We start from the raw sequence: 16,467 nt of genomic DNA, 5'->3' as shown, positions 1-16,467 counted from the left end.
GCGGCGCAAGTAGCGGTGTTTTCTTCCCCCTCAAGGAGCGAACGATGCCAACGATGCAGGCAGTGCAGGTTGCGAAAGCGGGCGGTCCACTGGAACTCGTCGAGCGCGATATTCCCGAGCCGCCCGACGGACACGTTCTCATCAAGGTGCAGGCGTGCGGCATTTGTCATAGCGATTCGCTGACGGTCGAAGGGCAGTGGCCGGGGCTTCAGTTTCCGCGCGTGCCGGGTCATGAAATCGCGGGCGTGATCGAGAAAGCGGGCGCGGGCGTGGAGGGCTGGGAAGTGGGGCAACGGATCGGCGTGGGCTGGCATGGCGGGCATTGCGGCCACTGCGATCATTGCCGTCACGGCGACTTCGTGCTTTGCAAGAACGCGCTGGTGCCGGGCATCAGCTATGACGGCGGTTACGCGGAGTACATGGTCGCGCCGCAGGAAGCGCTGGCGCGCATGCCCGACGATCTTTCCGATGTGGATGCCGCGCCGCTCCTCTGCGCGGGCATCACGACCTTCAATGCATTGCGCAACAGCGGCGCGCGCGGCGGCGAGGTGGTGGCGATTCTCGGCATCGGCGGATTGGGGCATCTGGGCGTGCAGTTCGCGCGGCAGATGGGCTTCAACACCGTGGCGATTGCGCGCGGTCAGGATAAAGCGCCGCTCGCGAAGCAACTCGGCGCGCATCACTATATCGACAGCGAAGCGCAGAACGTGGCGGAAGCCTTGCAGGCGCTTGGCGGCGCGCGCGTGATTCTGGCGACGGCCACTAGTGGCAAGGCAATGAACGCGGCCATCGGCGGGCTCGGGTTGAACGGCAAAATGATAATGGTCGGCATCTCCGACGAACCCGTCGAAGTGCCGATCACGCAATTCATCATGGGCCGAAATTCGGTGCAGGGCTGGCCGTCCGGCACGGCGGCGGATTCGCAGGAAACGCTCGCGTTCAGCGCGTTGTCCGGCGTCAAGCCGATGACCGAGGAATATCCGCTCGATCGCGCGCCCGAGGCTTATGAACGCATGATGAGCGGCAAGGCGCGCTTCAGAGTGGTGCTCACGCCGGGCAGCAAATAGCCTTAGATCAAGCACCGACCGATTTCGCGAGCGCGACGGCATCCGTGCCGGCGTAGATGCGCATGGGGCTCGCGGGATCGGTCGCGGCGCGATACACGCCTTCGGCCACTTGCGAGCCGAGCGTGATATCGCCGCCTTTTTCCCACTCGGCGAAGATCTTGTCCACCATCGGTTGATACGGTTCGGGAAAACCGGCCTGCATGCGCGTGCGGGCGTTATCGCCGAAACGCGTTTGCGGCGCGCGTCCCGGCAATACGATGCGCACGCGTACATCGAAAGGTTCGAGTTCCAGCGCAAGCACTTCCGTGAACGCGTTGACGGCTGTCTTGCTCGCCGTGTAGACGGACAGCAAATTCAGCGGCCTCAATGTCACCGTCGATGTCACGTTGACGATCACGCCCTCGCGTCGCTCGCGGAATTGCGGCAGCACGGCCTGAATCATCGCCATGGTGCCGAACGTGTTGGTTTCGAAGATATCGCGCACGGTGTTCATCGGCGTGCCTTCGAGCGCGTTCAGAAAGCCGATGCCCGCGTTGTTCACCAGCACGTCGATGGGTCCGGCTTCCGCCACGGCGCGCTGGATGCTCGCGGCATCCGTCACATCGAGCGCGATCACGCGCAGACGCTCGGAACGCGGCAAGACGTCCGCGTTCGGCGTGCGCATGGTGGCGATCACGTTCCAGTCGCGCTCCAGAAAGTATTGCGCGGTGTCCAGCCCGAAGCCCGACGAACAGCCGGTGATGAGTACGGTTTTCATGATGTTTTCGAGGAAGGTTGCGGTACATTCACGATAGGCTCCGTCATCCGGACTGGCTACAATCGAGCGTCCGGTTTTCATTCGAGGGAGTCCGGCCTTGACCGATCCTTTAGCGGAAGTCGTCGCGCTGCTTCAACCCGTCGCGACTTTCTCCAAGCTCGTGAGCGGCGCGGGCCGCTGGCGCGTGCGGCGCGACGAACAATCGCAGCCGTTCTATTGCGTGATTCTCGATGGCGCGTGCCGCGTGGTCGCGAATGGCCAGCCGCCGCTCATTTATCGGACCGATGACTTCGTGCTGATTCCCGAGGTCGTCGAATTCGAAGTGACGGGCGTCGATCCACCCGACGCCAACGCGCCGGATACCGTGCCCGTCGAAATTCCCGGCACGGGTTTCCGCCTCGGCACGCCGGATGCGCCGCCCGACGTGCAAATGCTCGTCGGCCATTGCGTGTTCGGTTCGCCCGATGCCGCGCTGCTCGTCTCGCTGTTGCCGAGGTTGATCCACGTCAGCGGCGAGCCGCGCCTGTCCACGCTCGTCAAACTCGTGCGGGAAGAGTCGCGCGATGCCCGGCCCGCACGCGATGTCGTGCTCGCGCGTCTGCTCGAAGTGCTGCTGATCGAAGCGCTGCGTTCCACGGGCACGGAGGCATCGCCCGGACTCGTGCGCGGCCTCGCCGATGCGCGTCTGTCACTCGCGCTGCGCCGCATGCACGAAAGCCCGGAGAAGCCGTGGACGGTCGCGGAACTCGCGAAGGAAGCGGCCTTGTCGCGCTCGACTTTCTTCGAACGATTCAGCCGCGCGGTCGGCGTCGCGCCGATGGAATATCTGCTCTCGTGGCGCATGGCGCTGGCGAAGAATCTGCTGCGCCGAAAGCAGGGCAGCGTGGCGACGGTGGCCGAACGCGTGGGTTATGGCTCGGCGAGCGCGTTCAGCGTGGCCTTCACGCGGCATGTGGGACTTGCGCCGACGCAATACGCACTCGAACCATCGGAGTAGAGTCGAAAAATCATGGACCAGAAGACGATCACCGAAGACCCGCTCGGCGCGTATCTCAAGGACCGGCGCGCCAAACTCGACCCTGCCGCGCTCGGCCTGACGCCGGGAAGGAGGCGCACGCCCGGCTTGCGGCGCGAGGAAGTGGCATCGCGCGCGAACATCAGTCCGGCGTGGTACACATGGCTCGAACAAGGGCGCGGCGGCGCGCCTTCGGAAGACGTACTGGACCGCATCGCGCAGGCGCTTTTGTTGAGCGGTGTCGAGCGCGAGCATCTTTTTCTGCTGGCGTTCGGTCGTCCGCCAGAAGTGCACTATCAAAAGAGCGAAGGGGTGACGCCGCGTCTGCAACGCGTGCTGGATGCGTTAAATCCGAGTCCTGCGATCATCCGCACGGCGACGTGGGACGTGATCGCGTGGAATCGCGCCGCGACGATCATGCTGACCGATTACGGCGCGTTGGCACCGGAGCAACGTAACATCCTGCGTCTCATGTTTCTCGATCCGCGCGCGCGTGCTGTTCAGTACGACTGGGAAAGCGTCGCGCGTTTTGTCGTGGGTGCGTTTCGTATTGACGTGGCGCGTGCGGGCGCTACATCGGTGGTGAGCACGCTGGTCGAAGAACTATGCCGCCTTAGCCCCGAGTTCGACGCGATGTGGCGCGATCAAAACGTGCAAGCGCCGTTCGAAGCGGTGAAGCATATCAAGCATCCCGTGCTCGGGCCGTTTGCGTTCGAGCATTCGGCCTTCGCGGTGGACGGGCGACAGGATCTCTGCATGATCGTGTACAACCCGGCCACACCCGAAGACACGGCGAAGATGGAAGCGTTGCTCTCTCTTTGAGCGAAATCAGAAACGATGCCGCATGCCGACCGTCGCCACCACCTGATTTGCCGTCGATGAAGCGCCGCCCGCCGTGTTGATGAACGCGACATAGTTCGCGCCGATCGCGTGCTGATACATGCCTTCCGCGTACACGTCCGTGCGTTTGGAGAGCGAGTACACCGCCTGTACGTTCACCTGATTGAATTTCGGATCGGTGCCGAAGGTGCGGCTGTTGGCGGCGTGACCATCGGTATAGGTATCTGCCACGCCAAGGCTGATCGCGGGCGTCAACGCATACTTCGCGTTAAGTTCGTAGTTATAGAAGCTCATTGCGCCGTTGATCGAACCGAACGAGGTCGAGCCTTCGTACACGCTGCGCGTGAACACGAAACCGACGAGCGCCGGACCGTAAGCGTAGTTCGCGCCCGCACCGAAGATCCATTCGCGCGATGCACCCACCACGAAGCCGCCCGAGCCGTTCGCGGTGGATTCCGCGACATCGATCGCGCCCGCCGTGTTCGTGCTGTTCGATCCATTGATCTGCAAATAGCCAACGGCCGCGTTGAACGGGCCGTAGCTGTAGCTGCCGCCCGCGCTATAGGCACGGTTCATCGCGAAATCCGTGGTGTTCGAGAACGCGTACAACGCGCCGAACTTGAAGCCTGCAAACGTGGGGCTCGCGTACTTGACCGCGTTGCTCATGCGCACGGAGTGGTTCAGGTTGTCGTTATCGAACGGATGCGCGAAGCCGGTATCGCCGAAGGTGCCTGCGGTGGCCGACAGCGGTGCAACGTAGTCCACCAGCGAATCGTACTGACGCCCCAGCGTGACCGCGCCGTAATTCGTCGATGCAATGCCGACATACGCTTGCCGCCCGAACTCGCGACCGTCCTGTCCGAGCTTGCCGCTCTGCACGTTGAAGCCGTTCTCCAACACGAAGATGGCCTTCAGCCCGCCGCCCAGATCTTCCGAGCCGCGAAAGCCGAAGCGGCTGCCGTTGATGTTGCCGCTCGTCGCTTGAAAGAGCGGGCCGGACGTGCCGCTCTTGGAGACGTTGTTCGTGTACATCAGGCCTGCATCGATGATGCCGTACAGCGTGACGGAACTCTGAGCGTGCGCGCTTGCCGCGACGAGAAATGCGGACAGCGCCAGGGCGATTCGTGTTTGCTTCATGCCTGACCTCCGTAGATGGTGGATGGGGTGCAGGCAGAGTAATGGGCTGTCGATGCTTCGTTGATGGCGGAATCAATAAATCGCGCCGGGTGTTGCGTTTGACGCGATGCACACAAGTCAATCGATGACTTGTCGCGTGTTCGCCATAATCGGCGCATAGGGTCTAGGGTTAGGCGAAGCGCGTACCTTTCAACTTGTTTAATCCGACATAAAAATCATGCTTTGCGCAGGGCACGCACGCGTTCATCGAGTCTTTCATCGTCGATGCCCACGGGTTCCACATGCGCCGTGACATCCGATGCCTGAAACAGATGCGCCACCGCTTTTTCCGCGCGATCCGCTATTTCATGGCCTTGCGTGACGGTGAGACCGCCATCGACTTCCAGATGAAACTCCACGAACACGCGATCGCCGCCATTGCGCGTGCGAATGTCATGCACAGCCTTTACGCCGGGACATTCGGTGACGGTCGTTTCAATGCGCGTGCGTTCCGACTCGTCCAGTTCTTCATCGAGCAATTGGACGAGCGCCTCCGCCGCCATGCCGCGCGCATTCCATAGCATGTAGAGCGAAATGGCCAGCGCGCCGAATGCATCCGCGCGAGTCCAGCCGAGATAGTGATCGAGCAGCAGCGCCACGAGCACGGCGATATTCACGGCGACATCGGTCACGTAATGCGCACGGTCGGCGGCGATGGCGGTCGATCCCGTACGCGCCACCACAACCGTTTGCATGGCGACCAGCCCGCCCGCCGCCAGCGTGCTGACCACGATCACGCCAATGCCGAAACCCGTTTGATTCAGCGGTTGCGGATCGAACAGACGCTGCACCGATTCGAAGCCCAGTCCTATCGCTGCCGCACCGAGCAGCATCGCTTGCACGAAGGCCGCGACGGCTTCGGCCTTGCCATGTCCATAACGATGCCCGCTGTCCTCGGGACGCGCGGCATAGCGCACGCCCGCGAAGGTCACGGACGAGGCAATCACATCGACCAGACCATCGGCTGCGGACGTGAGCAAGGAGATGGAGCCGGTCGTGAACCACGCCCATACCTTGACGACCACCAGCGTCAACGCGACCGCCAACGCGACGATTGAAGCGAAACGGCGCAGCGCTTCGCCGGACATGCGCTCTGACATGAAACGACTCCGTAAATGAAGCGTCTATTGTCGCAGGACAAATCCACTGCGCGTTCATGAAACCATGTTTCGTCGAACATAGAGTCAATGTCGTGCGGGCGATTGGGCGCGCGGCGGCACGGGGATATCGTTGTCTCACATCGAACGAGTCCACGGAGACACCATCATGGCGACCCCCACCGTCGCGCCGCTGACGTTTCAGCGCACGCCCAACCTGCCGCGCAACTGCACTTTCGACCCGCATGACTGGTTCATTCTGAGTCAGTACTGGCATCCTGTTGCGTTTGCATCCGAGATCGCGGACAAGCCGTTTCATGCGACCTTGCTCGATGAATCGCTCGTGCTGTTTCGCTCGAACGGCGCACTGGTTGCCGCGCGCGATGTCTGTCCGCATCGCGGCGCGCCGCTGTCGCAAGGTTGGGTGGAGAACGGGCAGATCGTGTGTCCTTATCACGGTCTCGCTTACGGTGCGGACGGCAAGTGCAAGCATATTCCTTCGCAGGAAGGCGGGCCGATTCCCGACCGGCTGCATTTGACGACTTACGCGGTGCAGGAAGCGTATGGACTGGTGTGGGTATCGCTCGGCGGCGGCACGCAGCCTCTGCCCGATTTTCCGTTCTGGAACAGCGAAGGCTTTCAGCAGATTCTGCCGCCGTCCATCGATATCAAGGCATCGGCGGGAAGGCAGACGGAAGGCTTCATCGATGTCGCGCATTTCGCGTGGATTCATCATCATAGTTTCGCGGAACGAACGAATCCTGTCGTGCCGACTTACACAGTCGAGCGGCGCGGCACCGGTCTGCGCGCGGAGTACGTGAGCACCGTCAGCAATTTTCCGAAGTCCATGCAGGCGCGCGCGCCGGAAGGCTTTCTGTGGCGACGTATTTTCGATGTGGACGTGCCTTTCTTCGCGCGTCTCACGGTGCATTTTCCGGAAGGCGGGCGGCTCGGCATTCTGAATGCAGCAAGCCCGGTGTCTGCGCGTCTCACGCGTTTGTTCGTGCCGATTGCGCGCAATTTCGATCAGGATTTGCCGCTGGAAGATGTGTATGCGTTCAACCGGCAAGTGTTCGAGGAAGACCGCGCCATCGTCGAATTGCAATGCCCGGAAGACTTGCCGATCGACCGTGCCGCCGAAGCGCCGATTCTCGCCGATCGTTCGTCGGGTGCGTACCGGCGCGCGCTCGCGGAAATTGGGCTTGGTCAGGCTTATGTACGCTGAACGCGACGCTCAGGAGAAGCGAATCATGAAAATCTGGGAATGCGTGATCTGTGGCTTTCGCTACGACGAAACGCAAGGTCTGCCCGAAGCGGGCATCGCGGCGGGCACGCGCTGGGAAGACGTGCCCGACGACTGGTTGTGCCCCGACTGCGGCACCGGCAAGCAGGACTTCGAAATGCAGGTGGTGTCGGCATGAGCACGATCATCGTGGGAACGGGACTCGCGGGCTATACGGTCGCGCGGGAATTGCGCAAGCTCGATGCGGATGTGCCTATCACGCTCATCAGTGAGGATGACGGAGCATTTTATTCGAAGCCCACGCTGTCGAACGCGCTTGCCATGAAGAAGACGCCGCGTGAACTGATCACGTTCGATGCCGACGCCATGCGCACGCAGTTGAACGCGGAGATCGTGGTTCACGCGACGGTCGAGCGTATCGCGCCGCAAGCGCGTGAGGTCATCGTGAACGGCGTGGCGCGGCGTTACGACAATCTCGTGCTCGCGTTGGGCGCGGATGCACGCCGCATTCCCCTTGCAGGCGATGCCGCTGAAGACGTGCTGTCGGTCAATTGCCTCGGCGACTACGCGCGGTTTCACGAGCGTTTGCAGGGTGTGAAAACGGTGGCGCTGCTCGGTGCGGGTCTCATCGGCTGCGAGTTTGCCAACGATCTCGCGCTCGCGGGTTATGAAGTGACGCTGATCGATCCCGCGACTACGCCGCTATCGCGCCTGTTGCCGCAACAGGCAGGTCATGCGTTCGCGCAGGCGCTCGGCAGGCATGGCATTAGTTTGCGGCTCGGGTCGTCGGTGAAGGCCGTCAAGCGTGCGCAAAAGGGCTATACGCTCGATCTTTCGAATGGCGATGTGCTTCACGCGGATGTCGTGCTATCCGCAATCGGTCTTGCGCCGCGAGTCGAACTCGCGGCGCGCGCGGGGCTCGCAATCGAAGGCGGCATTCGCACGGACGCGTGGCTGCGCACGAGCATCGAGCATATTTATGCATTGGGCGATTGCGCGGCCATCGAAGGCAAGGTGCAGCCTTACGTGCTTCCGATCATGCATGCTGCCCGCGCGTTGGCTCGCACTCTCGCGGGCGAACCCACACGCGTGCAGTTTCCGGTGATGCCGATCACGGTCAAGGTGCCTGCTTCGCCGACCGTCATCGTGCCGCCTGGCGAGGACGGTATGTGGCGTTTTTCACAAGCAACCGACGACGCACTTCAGGCCCTGTGCGAACACACGGAAGATGGCCGCGCGCTGGGCTTCGCATTGCTAGGCCCGGCAACGCAAGGCAAGGCCGCGCTCATCAAGGCGATGGCGTCCGGTTCTTTCCAACACGACTGATCGATCAGGATTCCGTACAACGAACATAACGACGCAGCTTGCAATCTGACCGACCGGCGTCGCGTTCGAGGGCGGCGCACGGAACCTGTCGCTCTGAGGTCCGTCCGATGAACGTTTGCGCGCCGCGTGCTGCATGCACGCGGCGCTTTTTTCATGCCACGCGTGCCGTGACCGACGACTGATCCGCCAGCGTGCGCGCGACGTTCGTCACCAGCTTGCGCAGCCAGCGCGTCGCGGTGCTGCGATGCGTGCGTTCATGCCAGAGCTGATAGTACGTAAGCGCGGGCGTCGCGCCCGGAATCGGCTCGATGCGCAAGGGCAGCAGCCGCGCATAGTGCGAAGCGAGCGCGCGCGTAGTGGTGAACAGCAGGTCCGAACGCACGAGCACATAAGGCGCCATGCCGAAGTAGGGCAGCGTGGTCGTCACCGTGCGCGCGAGTCCGTTGCGGGCCAGTTCCGTATCGATGGTGCCCCACGCCGTGGTGTTGTACGTCGTCACGGCGAGATGCCCGGCTTCTTCATAAGCATCGCGCGTGAGCGTGCCCGGTGCGATCGGATGCGCCGCACGCATCAGACAGACGAGTTCGTCCTGACACAAGGGCTGAAGATGCAGATGCGCGGGCGGCGTGCGCCAGTTGCCGATCACGAGATCGAGCAGCCCGGTTTCGAGGCCACTTTCGTAGCCGCCTTCGATCATCATGAGATGCTTGAATTCGAGTCTTGCTTGCGGCGCGGCCTGATGGAACGCATCGATCACGGCGGGCACGAAGAACACATCGAGATAATCCGGCGAGCCGATGCGAAACGTCCGCGTGCTCGATGCCGGATCGAACGCGGTATTCGGATGCAGGATCGCGTCGATGCTGGCGAGCGCCTGCGCGGCGGGCTCGATCAGCGTCAACGCGTGACTGGTCGGCACCATGCGGCTGCCGCTGCGCACGAGCAAGGGGTCGCCCGTGATCTCGCGCAATCTGCGCAACGCGATGCTCACCGTGGGTTGCGATTGCCCGAGCAATCGTGCTGCGCCCGATACGCTGGATTCTGTGAGCAGCGTGTGCAAAACGCGAATCATGTGGGAGTCGATGCTTTCCCTGGACATCGTGGGGCCTGCTTTTTGATGGGGTTTTGTGTGGCCGATGCTCGGCGGGCGATGTTTTTTGGTTTTGTGGGCCTTGGGGGTGTGTGTTCGAAATATACGGTTGGGTATGGCGGTGGTCAATGGAGGGGTTGTACGCGTGGGCGTGGGGAGGCTTGTTGCATAAGGCTCATGAATGCTGGTTTATGTTGGAAATGGCGGGGGCCTTATATTTAGGTAGCAGCGCTTGGGTTTTTTTGGGTGTTCTTTCGTGCAAGGGGCTTGTCTTGTTTGTGTTGTTTATTCAGTAGCCGCCTCCCCGGCGGGGGGGTAACTTTCTTTGCTGCTGCAAAGAAAGTCACCAAAGAAAGCAGCTTTTTACCCCATGCACGATGGCTGGAAAGGGTTGGTCTGGATTAACGATACAGTGGCCGCAATAGGACTTGCCACGCATGACGAGTCGCTTAGGCAACCTTGCGATTTCACGCTCGAAGAATCAACACTAAGTGGATCGCAGTCATTCATTCGGCCATGCGCTACGCGCGCCGAGAACGTAAGAACGGAATCCCGCAGCGTATGAGCGCCCAGCCTCATCAAACCACATCGCACCCGCCCCATTGGGCCCTACCTTGGTAAGCGCTTCTGGGCAAAGCGCACACACCAACGCAAGTCACCTTTTAGTCGGAGCACTAACCAAGGTAGGACCGAATAGCAATCTTGCGGGGAAGCGTGATGTGGCTGGGCGCTGATAGGCTGCGGGATTCCGTTCTGAAGTTCTCGGCGCGCGCAGCGCATGGCCGAAGGAATGAATGCGGGCCACTAAGAGAAGATTTTTCGAGCGCGTGATCGCGAGGTTGCCTAAGCGGAGAGTTATGCGTGGCAAGCCCTATAGCGGCCACTGTATCGTTAATTCAGACCACCCTTTCCAGCCAGCGTGCGGAGGGGTAAAAAGCTGCTTTCTTTGGTGACTTTCTTTGCAGCAGCAAAGAAAGTTACCCCCCGCCGGGGAGGCGGCTACTGCATAAAAAGCCCAAACAAGAGCAGCCTTTGCACGACATATAAACACCAACACTCGGCAAAAAAAAAGAAACCTACGGGACAGCAAAAAGACGAAGCCCCGGCTTGAATGAATCGACCGGGGCTTGCGTGTGCTGCGAGACATGCTGCGTGATACATCATGCGAACTTCGTGCTACACCTACGGAAACATCCATCAAAAAACCATCCTTCCGATACTCGATACGACTTTCCAAAAATGCCTTCAATCCACATCGAACAACGCGCTGCCTGCTGCTTCACAACCACAACCATCCAATCGATACACGCTGCATGACAGTAAAGAGTGAGCGGTAAGCCGTCTTGCTCAGCGTGTATCCGTTCTACTTGCTGTAGCGCTTTGTTCTGCACCACGGAAACCAGTTTAGCGGCATCGTCGCGAGTTTCATCGCTTGAAAAAGGAGGGAAATGGGCGTCTTCCCGAGGCTTTGACGGCACTTCAAAATGGCCGCGCTGCGCCGTACAGTCCGCGGGTGCGCCGTGTGCTACGTTCTCGTACGCGCCCGACATCACGTATAAGAACCCGAACGAATGAAGCCCGCTCCAGATTCAGAAAGCCGCCGTTTGTCCGTGCTGGCCGGATACGAAGTGCTCGACACACCACGTGAACAAACCTTCGACGAAATCGTCGCGCTCGCGGCCACGCTGTGTCAGACGCCAGTGGCCGCGATCAGTCTCGTCACATCGGGGCGTCAGTTTTTCAAGGCCGAAACGGGCCTCAACGTGAGCGGCACGCCCTTGACTCACGCCGATGCCTTGCTCGCCGAAGACTTCCTTCAGATCGACGATACGCGCACCGACCCGCGTTTCGAAAGCAATCCGCTCGTGCAGGGCGACCGGCCCTTGCGCTTCTATGCCGGCGCGTTGCTGAAGACGAACGAGGGCGTGGCCATCGGCATGCTTTGCGTGATGGATCACGAAGCGAGAACCCTCGACGCTCCACAGCAACAAGCGTTGCAGATGCTCGCGCGTCAGGTCATGACCGCGCTCGAAGGACGCAGGCCGTACCGCTCGGCGGAAGCGGAACGCGCCCGTTACGACGCCCTGTTCAACGCGATCGACGATGGCTTCTGCATCATCGAATTCTTCGACGGGCCGCATGGGCCGCTGAGCGACTACGCGCATATCGCGGCCAATCCGGGATACGAGCGGCATACGGGGATCAAGGGCATCGTCGGCAAGACGTTGCGGCAGGTCGATCCCACCGACGCGGATCGCTGGATCGAACTCTATGGCAACGTGCTGCGCACCGGCGTGCCGACGCGTTTCGAGCGCTATTTCCTGACCGCCGGGCGGCATATCGAAGTGTCGGCGTCGCGTATCGAGCCACCTTCGCTACGACAGGTCGCCGTGCTCTTTCGCGACATTTCCGAGCGAAAAAAGGCCGAAGAAGCTGTGCGCGCCAGCGAGGCGCTCGCGCGTGAAAACATCGAACGGGTGCAGCTTGCTTTGGCGGCGGGCGCGATCATCGGCACGTGGTTCTGGGATTTGCCGAACGACCGCTTCACCGTCGATGAAGCCTTCGCGCAGGCGTTCGGTCTCGATCCGGCGCTGGGCCGCGTCGGCTTGAGTCTCGCGCAGGTCGTGGCGACCGTGCATCCCGACGATCAGGAAGGGCTGGCCGCTGCAATAGGCAAGGCCATTCGTTCGGGCGGGCATTACGCGCATCAATACCGCGTGAAGCGCGCGGACGGGCGCTATTACTGGATCGAGGCGAACGGGCGCGTCTATCTCGGCCCGGACGGCACGCCGTTGCGTTTTCCCGGCGTTCTGCTCGATGTCGAGCAGCGCCGGATCGTGGAAGAAGAACGCGATCGCGCGGCGGCGTCGCTGCGCGCGCTCAACGAAACGCTGGAACAGCGCGTGAGCGAGCGCACCGCCGAACTCATGCGCGCCGAAGAGCAACTGCGGCAGGCGCAAAAAATGGAAGCGGTCGGCCAATTGACCGGCGGCCTTGCGCACGACTTCAACAATCTGCTGGCGGGCGTGTCGGGTTCGCTGCAATTGCTGAGCATCCGGCTGAGTCAGGGGCGGCTTGCGGACGTCGATAAATACGTCGTCGCGGCGCAAGGCGCGGTGCGGCGCGCGGCGGCGCTGACACATCGGCTGCTGGCGTTTTCGCGGCGGCAGACGCTCGATCCGCGTCCGACCGACGTCAACGCGCTCGTCAACGGGATGACCGACATGATCCAGCGCACCGTCGGCCCCGGCATTCCCATCGAGGCCGTGGGCGCGACGGGTCTTTGGCCCGCACTGGTCGATGCCGGGCAACTCGAAAACGCGCTGCTGAACCTGTGCATCAACGCCCGCGACGCCATGCCGAACGGCGGGCGCATCACCATCGAAACGGCGAACAAGTGGATCGACCGCAATGCCGCGCAAAGCCACGACATGCCCGAAGGCCAGTTTCTTTCGTTGTGCGTGACGGATACCGGCACGGGCATGACGCCCGATGTCATCGCCAAGGCCTTCGATCCGTTCTTCACGACCAAGCCGATCGGCATGGGCACCGGGCTCGGTCTCTCGATGATCTACGGCTTCGCCAAGCAGTCCGGCGGGCAGGTGCGCATTTACTCGGAGGTCGGGCAGGGCACGACGGTGTGCATCTATTTGCCGCGTTATTACGGCGACGCGCACCCCGATTCCGCCGATCAGACCGATGCCGCGATTTCCGGCACGGAAGCCGGTGAAACCGTGCTCGTCGTCGATGATGAACCGAGCGTGCGCATGCTCATCACCGATGTGCTGGAAGAACTCGGCTACACGGTGATCGAGGCGGCGGACAGTATTTCGGGGCTGAAAGTGCTCCAGTCGAACGTGCGGATCGACCTGCTCATCAGCGATGTCGGCCTGCCGGGCGGCATGAACGGACGCCAGATGGCGGAAGCAGGACGGCAGACGCGTCCGGGCCTCAAGGTGCTGTTCATCACCGGCTATGCGGAAAATTCGGTGATCGGCAACGGGCATCTGTCGCCGGGCATGCAGGTGTTGACCAAGCCGTTCGCGCTCGAAACGCTGGCGGAGAAGGTGCGGCAACTGATTCAGGAATGACGCGCATTGTTCGTTTCGACGTACAGCCCGTGCGGATTGAGAGGGATTATCGGATAAAGCGGCCGGCGCTATCCTGCTGACTGACTCACGAATCAAAGGAGCTTCGATCATGTCAGCCAGCAAGATCGCAATCGTCACCGGCGGCAGCCGCGGGCTCGGCCGCAATACAGTGATCAGTCTCGCCAGAAAGGGCGTGGATTCCATCTTCACGTATCACCGCAACCAGACGGAAGCGGACGAGGTCGTGAAGCTCGTCGCCGCTGCGGGCCGCAAAGCCGTCGCGCTTCAACTCGATACCGGCAATACCACGCAATTCCCGCGTTTCGCCGATGACGTGCGCCGCACGCTCGCCGACTGGGGCGCGGAACGCTTCGACTTTCTCGTGAACAACGCGGGGACGTCGCATCACAACAGCATCGAAAAGACGACGGAAGAAGAACTGGACGGGCTGTACAACGTTCACTTCAAGGGCGTGTTCTTTTTGACGCAAAAGTTGTTGCCGCTTATCAACGATGGCGGGCGGATCGTCAACGTTTCTTCGGGATTGACGCGGATCATCGTGCCGGAGAGCGCCTCCTACGGTTCGATGAAAGGCGCGGTCGAGGTGCTCACCAAGTACCTGGCGAAGGAACTCGCGCCGCGACGCATCGCCGTGAACGTGGTTGCGCCCGGCGCGATTCAGACTGACTTCAGCGGCGGCATGGTGCGCGACAACCCTGAGCTGAACAAACGAATTGCCGACATGACAGCGTTAGGACGTGCGGGCGTGGCCGACGATATCGGGCCGATGATCGCCTCGCTTCTGTCTGAAGATAACCGGTGGATCAACGCGCAGCGGATCGAAGTGTCTGGCGGTCTGGCGATCTGAAAACCGCACGAATGGTCAGTTCCGCTGAGGAATCAACGCGTTGCATTTTTGAGAAAAGGTTGCAGTGCAGCACGAAAAGCGTATAGTTAGGGTTATTACTTAGCTACTAACCCTAGAGCCGATCATGAAGACCACTGCACAACAATCCTTGCTCGTTTCGTTTGGTTCCTGGCTGCGCGCTGCAAAGGCTGCAGTGCGTCGTGAATGGGACCGCGCGTTGCAACTGCATCTGCAGAACTGCGAAATCTTAGTTGAAGCGTATCGCCGTAAGTAAGCTGGACTGAGTTAAATACAAACGCCCCGGAAGCACCATGCTTCCGGGGCGTTTGTCGTTTACCGTCAGATCGCCCAGCCGCCGAGATAAAACGTTGCCAGCGCCAGCGCAATCGCCACCGTCCCCACGTTCAGCTTGCGATACTCACCCGCCACGACACGCCCCACCACCAGCGTGCAGAACCCAAGCATGATGCCCGTCACGATGTTCGCCGACAGCACGATATACACCGCGCAGACGAGGCCGGACATGGTATCGACGGTATCGTCCATGTGCAGCTTGCTCACGTTGCTCAACATCAGCAGGCCGACGTACATCAGCGCGGGTGCGGTCGCATAAGACGGCACGAGGCTCGCGAGCGGCGAGAGGAACATCACCGCGAGGAACAGCAGGCCGACGACGCTCGCCGCCAGTCCCGTTTTCGCGCCCGCCGCCACGCCCACCGACGACTCGATATACGCCGCCGCCGGAGCGCCGCCGAAGCACGCGGAAAAGATCGAGCTGAGCGAATCCGCCGTCAGCGCGCGGCCGCCGTTGACGATACGGCCGTTCGCATCGATCTGACCGGCCTGGCCTGCCACGGCGCGAATCGTGCCGGTGGCGTCGAACACGGCGGTCATCACCAGCGCGAGGACGCTCGGCATCACGGCCATCGACAGCGCGCCCTTGATGTCCATCGCGCCGATCAGCGACGCATGGCCCGGTGCGGAGAGCTTGGGCAACGCGAAGATGCCGTTGAAGTGCACGGCAGGATCGAACGCGAGGCCAATCGCCGACAAACCGATCACCACGAACAGGATGCCGCCCGGCACGCGCCGGCGCTCCAGCCCGAAGATCGCAGCGAGTCCGAGCACCGACATCAGCACCGGAAACGCCGTGATATGGCCGAGCGAAACCGGCATGCCCGGCGCGGGATTCTTCACGATCAGGCCGACGTCGTTGGACGCGATCAGCAGCAAAAACAGCCCGATGCCGATGCCCGTGCCATGCGCCACGCCCGTCGGCAAGTTACGCAAGATCCACGAGCGCACGCCCGTCACGGAGATCGCCGTGAATACGACGCCCATCAGAAACACCGCGCCGAGCGCGATATTCGGCGTGAGGCCCTTGCCGAGCACGAGGCCGAACGCGGTGAACGCCGTCAGCGAAATAGCGCAGCCGATCGCGATCGGCAAACGCGCCCACACGCCCATCAGCAAGGAGCCGAACGCGGTGGTGAGACACACGGCGACGAACACCGCGCTCGTGTCGAAACCGGCCTTGCCGAGCATGCCGGGCACCACGAACACGGAGTAGACCATCGCGAGGAACGTGGTGATGCCCGCCACGATTTCACGCTTCTCCGTGCTGCCTGCGGTTGAAATGCCGAAGTAGCGATCGAGGAAACCGCCGCTGGCGGTCTGAACGGGCGCGTCCTGTTCCGTGGGGGAAATATCGATGTCGATGTCGCCAAGTTGCCGGGCGGAAGATTCCAACATGGAGCTGCTCCTTTATCAGCACGCTGAAACAGGAAGCCGTGCGCCTGCATGCCTTGCATGCGCTTCGGTCCGTCGTCAGGGTCGTCTCGTATGTAGTTCTGGATATTGCCGGGTGGCAGATGTTTTTAGCTGCACTCGGTCAGGA

The 16,467-nt window shown here is 61.6% G+C and carries 14 protein-coding genes; 9 read left to right on the top strand and 5 right to left on the bottom strand.

Annotated elements, in window-relative coordinates:
- Nucleotides 1-44 precede the first annotated feature (44 nt).
- Nucleotides 45-1,067: an alcohol dehydrogenase gene (locus ACZCWR_RS20355; protein WP_487303430.1), complete on the top strand. Its 1,023-nt coding sequence runs from the start codon at nucleotides 45-47 to the stop codon at nucleotides 1,065-1,067.
- A gap of 7 nt (nucleotides 1,068-1,074) precedes the next feature.
- Here ACZCWR_RS20355 and ACZCWR_RS20350 read toward each other — a convergent pair whose 3' ends face one another.
- Nucleotides 1,075-1,824 carry an SDR family oxidoreductase gene (locus ACZCWR_RS20350; protein WP_487303429.1) on the bottom strand — a complete coding sequence of 250 codons (750 nt, stop codon included), beginning with the start codon at nucleotides 1,822-1,824 and terminating at the stop codon, nucleotides 1,075-1,077.
- A gap of 97 nt (nucleotides 1,825-1,921) precedes the next feature.
- Between ACZCWR_RS20350 and ACZCWR_RS20345 the strand changes: the two genes are divergently transcribed.
- Together ACZCWR_RS20345 and ACZCWR_RS20340 are read left to right on the top strand one after the other, a co-directional pair.
- Nucleotides 1,922-2,821, top strand: a complete 900-nt coding sequence (locus ACZCWR_RS20345) for a cupin domain-containing protein (RefSeq protein ID WP_487303428.1) — start codon at nucleotides 1,922-1,924, stop codon at nucleotides 2,819-2,821.
- 12 nt (nucleotides 2,822-2,833) lie between these two features.
- Entirely contained in the window at nucleotides 2,834-3,661 is an 828-nt protein-coding gene (locus ACZCWR_RS20340) for a helix-turn-helix transcriptional regulator (RefSeq protein ID WP_487303427.1), read from the top strand.
- Between the two features lie 6 nt (nucleotides 3,662-3,667).
- Here ACZCWR_RS20340 and ACZCWR_RS20335 read toward each other — a convergent pair whose 3' ends face one another.
- Together ACZCWR_RS20335 and ACZCWR_RS20330 are read right to left on the bottom strand one after the other, a co-directional pair.
- The gene (locus ACZCWR_RS20335) at nucleotides 3,668-4,816 is read right to left on the bottom strand and encodes a porin (protein ID WP_487303426.1); all 1,149 of its coding nucleotides are present in this window, start codon (nucleotides 4,814-4,816) and stop codon (nucleotides 3,668-3,670) included.
- 215 nt (nucleotides 4,817-5,031) lie between these two features.
- Entirely contained in the window at nucleotides 5,032-5,955 is a 924-nt protein-coding gene (locus ACZCWR_RS20330) for a cation diffusion facilitator family transporter (protein WP_487303425.1), read from the bottom strand.
- A 166-nt stretch (nucleotides 5,956-6,121) separates the two neighbouring features.
- Between ACZCWR_RS20330 and ACZCWR_RS20325 the strand changes: the two genes are divergently transcribed.
- The 3 genes from ACZCWR_RS20325 to ACZCWR_RS20315 are packed head-to-tail and all read left to right on the top strand — an operon-like array spanning nucleotide 6,122 to nucleotide 8,521.
- Nucleotides 6,122-7,177: a Rieske 2Fe-2S domain-containing protein gene (locus ACZCWR_RS20325; protein WP_487303424.1), complete on the top strand. Its 1,056-nt coding sequence runs from the start codon at nucleotides 6,122-6,124 to the stop codon at nucleotides 7,175-7,177.
- Nucleotides 7,178-7,202: 25 nt separating this feature from the next.
- Entirely contained in the window at nucleotides 7,203-7,373 is a 171-nt protein-coding gene (locus ACZCWR_RS20320) for a rubredoxin (RefSeq protein ID WP_487303423.1), read from the top strand.
- Nucleotides 7,370-8,521 carry an NAD(P)/FAD-dependent oxidoreductase gene (locus ACZCWR_RS20315; protein WP_487303422.1) on the top strand — a complete coding sequence of 384 codons (1,152 nt, stop codon included), beginning with the start codon at nucleotides 7,370-7,372 and terminating at the stop codon, nucleotides 8,519-8,521. The genes ACZCWR_RS20320 and ACZCWR_RS20315 overlap by 4 nt, the downstream gene beginning before the upstream one ends.
- Before the next feature lie 151 nt (nucleotides 8,522-8,672).
- Here the strand turns inward: ACZCWR_RS20315 and ACZCWR_RS20310 are convergent, their stop codons facing one another.
- A complete protein-coding gene (locus ACZCWR_RS20310; protein ID WP_487303421.1) occupies nucleotides 8,673-9,593 on the bottom strand; it encodes a LysR family transcriptional regulator in 921 nt (306 codons plus the stop codon).
- Nucleotides 9,594-11,182: 1,589 nt separating this feature from the next.
- On the opposite strand from ACZCWR_RS20310, the gene ACZCWR_RS20305 reads away from it, so the two are divergent.
- From ACZCWR_RS20305 to ACZCWR_RS20295, 3 genes are all read left to right on the top strand, one after another.
- The gene (locus tag ACZCWR_RS20305; protein ID WP_487303420.1) at nucleotides 11,183-13,702 is read left to right on the top strand and encodes an ATP-binding protein; all 2,520 of its coding nucleotides are present in this window, start codon (nucleotides 11,183-11,185) and stop codon (nucleotides 13,700-13,702) included.
- Nucleotides 13,703-13,811: 109 nt separating this feature from the next.
- Nucleotides 13,812-14,570: an SDR family NAD(P)-dependent oxidoreductase gene (locus ACZCWR_RS20300; protein ID WP_487303419.1), complete on the top strand. Its 759-nt coding sequence runs from the start codon at nucleotides 13,812-13,814 to the stop codon at nucleotides 14,568-14,570.
- Nucleotides 14,571-14,694: 124 nt separating this feature from the next.
- Nucleotides 14,695-14,844, top strand: coding sequence for a hypothetical protein (locus ACZCWR_RS20295; RefSeq protein WP_487303418.1), 150 nt, complete (start codon nucleotides 14,695-14,697; stop codon nucleotides 14,842-14,844).
- Nucleotides 14,845-14,909: 65 nt separating this feature from the next.
- Here the strand turns inward: ACZCWR_RS20295 and ACZCWR_RS20290 are convergent, their stop codons facing one another.
- On the bottom strand, nucleotides 14,910-16,322 hold the full coding sequence (locus tag ACZCWR_RS20290) for an NCS2 family permease (RefSeq protein ID WP_487303417.1): 1,413 nt from the start codon (nucleotides 16,320-16,322) through the stop codon (nucleotides 14,910-14,912).
- Between the last annotated feature and the right edge of the window lie 145 nt (nucleotides 16,323-16,467).

Source organism: Caballeronia sp. A2-2, from assembly GCF_057612605.2.
The sequence above is the reverse complement of the archived record's forward strand: the minus strand, read 5'-3'. Positions and strand labels throughout refer to the sequence as shown.

Excerpts from the sequence above, each read along its gene's own strand:
- ACZCWR_RS20340 (WP_487303427.1), top strand. The coding sequence starts at position 2,834 with ATGGACCAGAAGACGATCACCGAAGACCCGCTCGGCGCGTATCTCAAG.
- ACZCWR_RS20355 (WP_487303430.1), top strand. The coding sequence starts at position 45 with ATGCCAACGATGCAGGCAGTGCAGGTTGCGAAAGCGGGCGGTCCACTG.
- ACZCWR_RS20320 (WP_487303423.1), top strand. The coding sequence starts at position 7,203 with ATGAAAATCTGGGAATGCGTGATCTGTGGCTTTCGCTACGACGAAACG.
- ACZCWR_RS20325 (WP_487303424.1), top strand. The coding sequence starts at position 6,122 with ATGGCGACCCCCACCGTCGCGCCGCTGACGTTTCAGCGCACGCCCAAC.
- ACZCWR_RS20310 (WP_487303421.1), bottom strand. The coding sequence starts at position 9,593 with ATGATTCGCGTTTTGCACACGCTGCTCACAGAATCCAGCGTATCGGGC.
- ACZCWR_RS20300 (WP_487303419.1), top strand. The coding sequence starts at position 13,812 with ATGTCAGCCAGCAAGATCGCAATCGTCACCGGCGGCAGCCGCGGGCTC.
- ACZCWR_RS20335 (WP_487303426.1), bottom strand. The coding sequence starts at position 4,816 with ATGAAGCAAACACGAATCGCCCTGGCGCTGTCCGCATTTCTCGTCGCG.
- ACZCWR_RS20295 (WP_487303418.1), top strand. The coding sequence starts at position 14,695 with ATGAAGACCACTGCACAACAATCCTTGCTCGTTTCGTTTGGTTCCTGG.
- ACZCWR_RS20315 (WP_487303422.1), top strand. The coding sequence starts at position 7,370 with ATGAGCACGATCATCGTGGGAACGGGACTCGCGGGCTATACGGTCGCG.
- ACZCWR_RS20330 (WP_487303425.1), bottom strand. The coding sequence starts at position 5,955 with ATGTCAGAGCGCATGTCCGGCGAAGCGCTGCGCCGTTTCGCTTCAATC.
- ACZCWR_RS20290 (WP_487303417.1), bottom strand. The coding sequence starts at position 16,322 with ATGTTGGAATCTTCCGCCCGGCAACTTGGCGACATCGACATCGATATT.
- ACZCWR_RS20305 (WP_487303420.1), top strand. The coding sequence starts at position 11,183 with ATGAAGCCCGCTCCAGATTCAGAAAGCCGCCGTTTGTCCGTGCTGGCC.
- ACZCWR_RS20350 (WP_487303429.1), bottom strand. The coding sequence starts at position 1,824 with ATGAAAACCGTACTCATCACCGGCTGTTCGTCGGGCTTCGGGCTGGAC.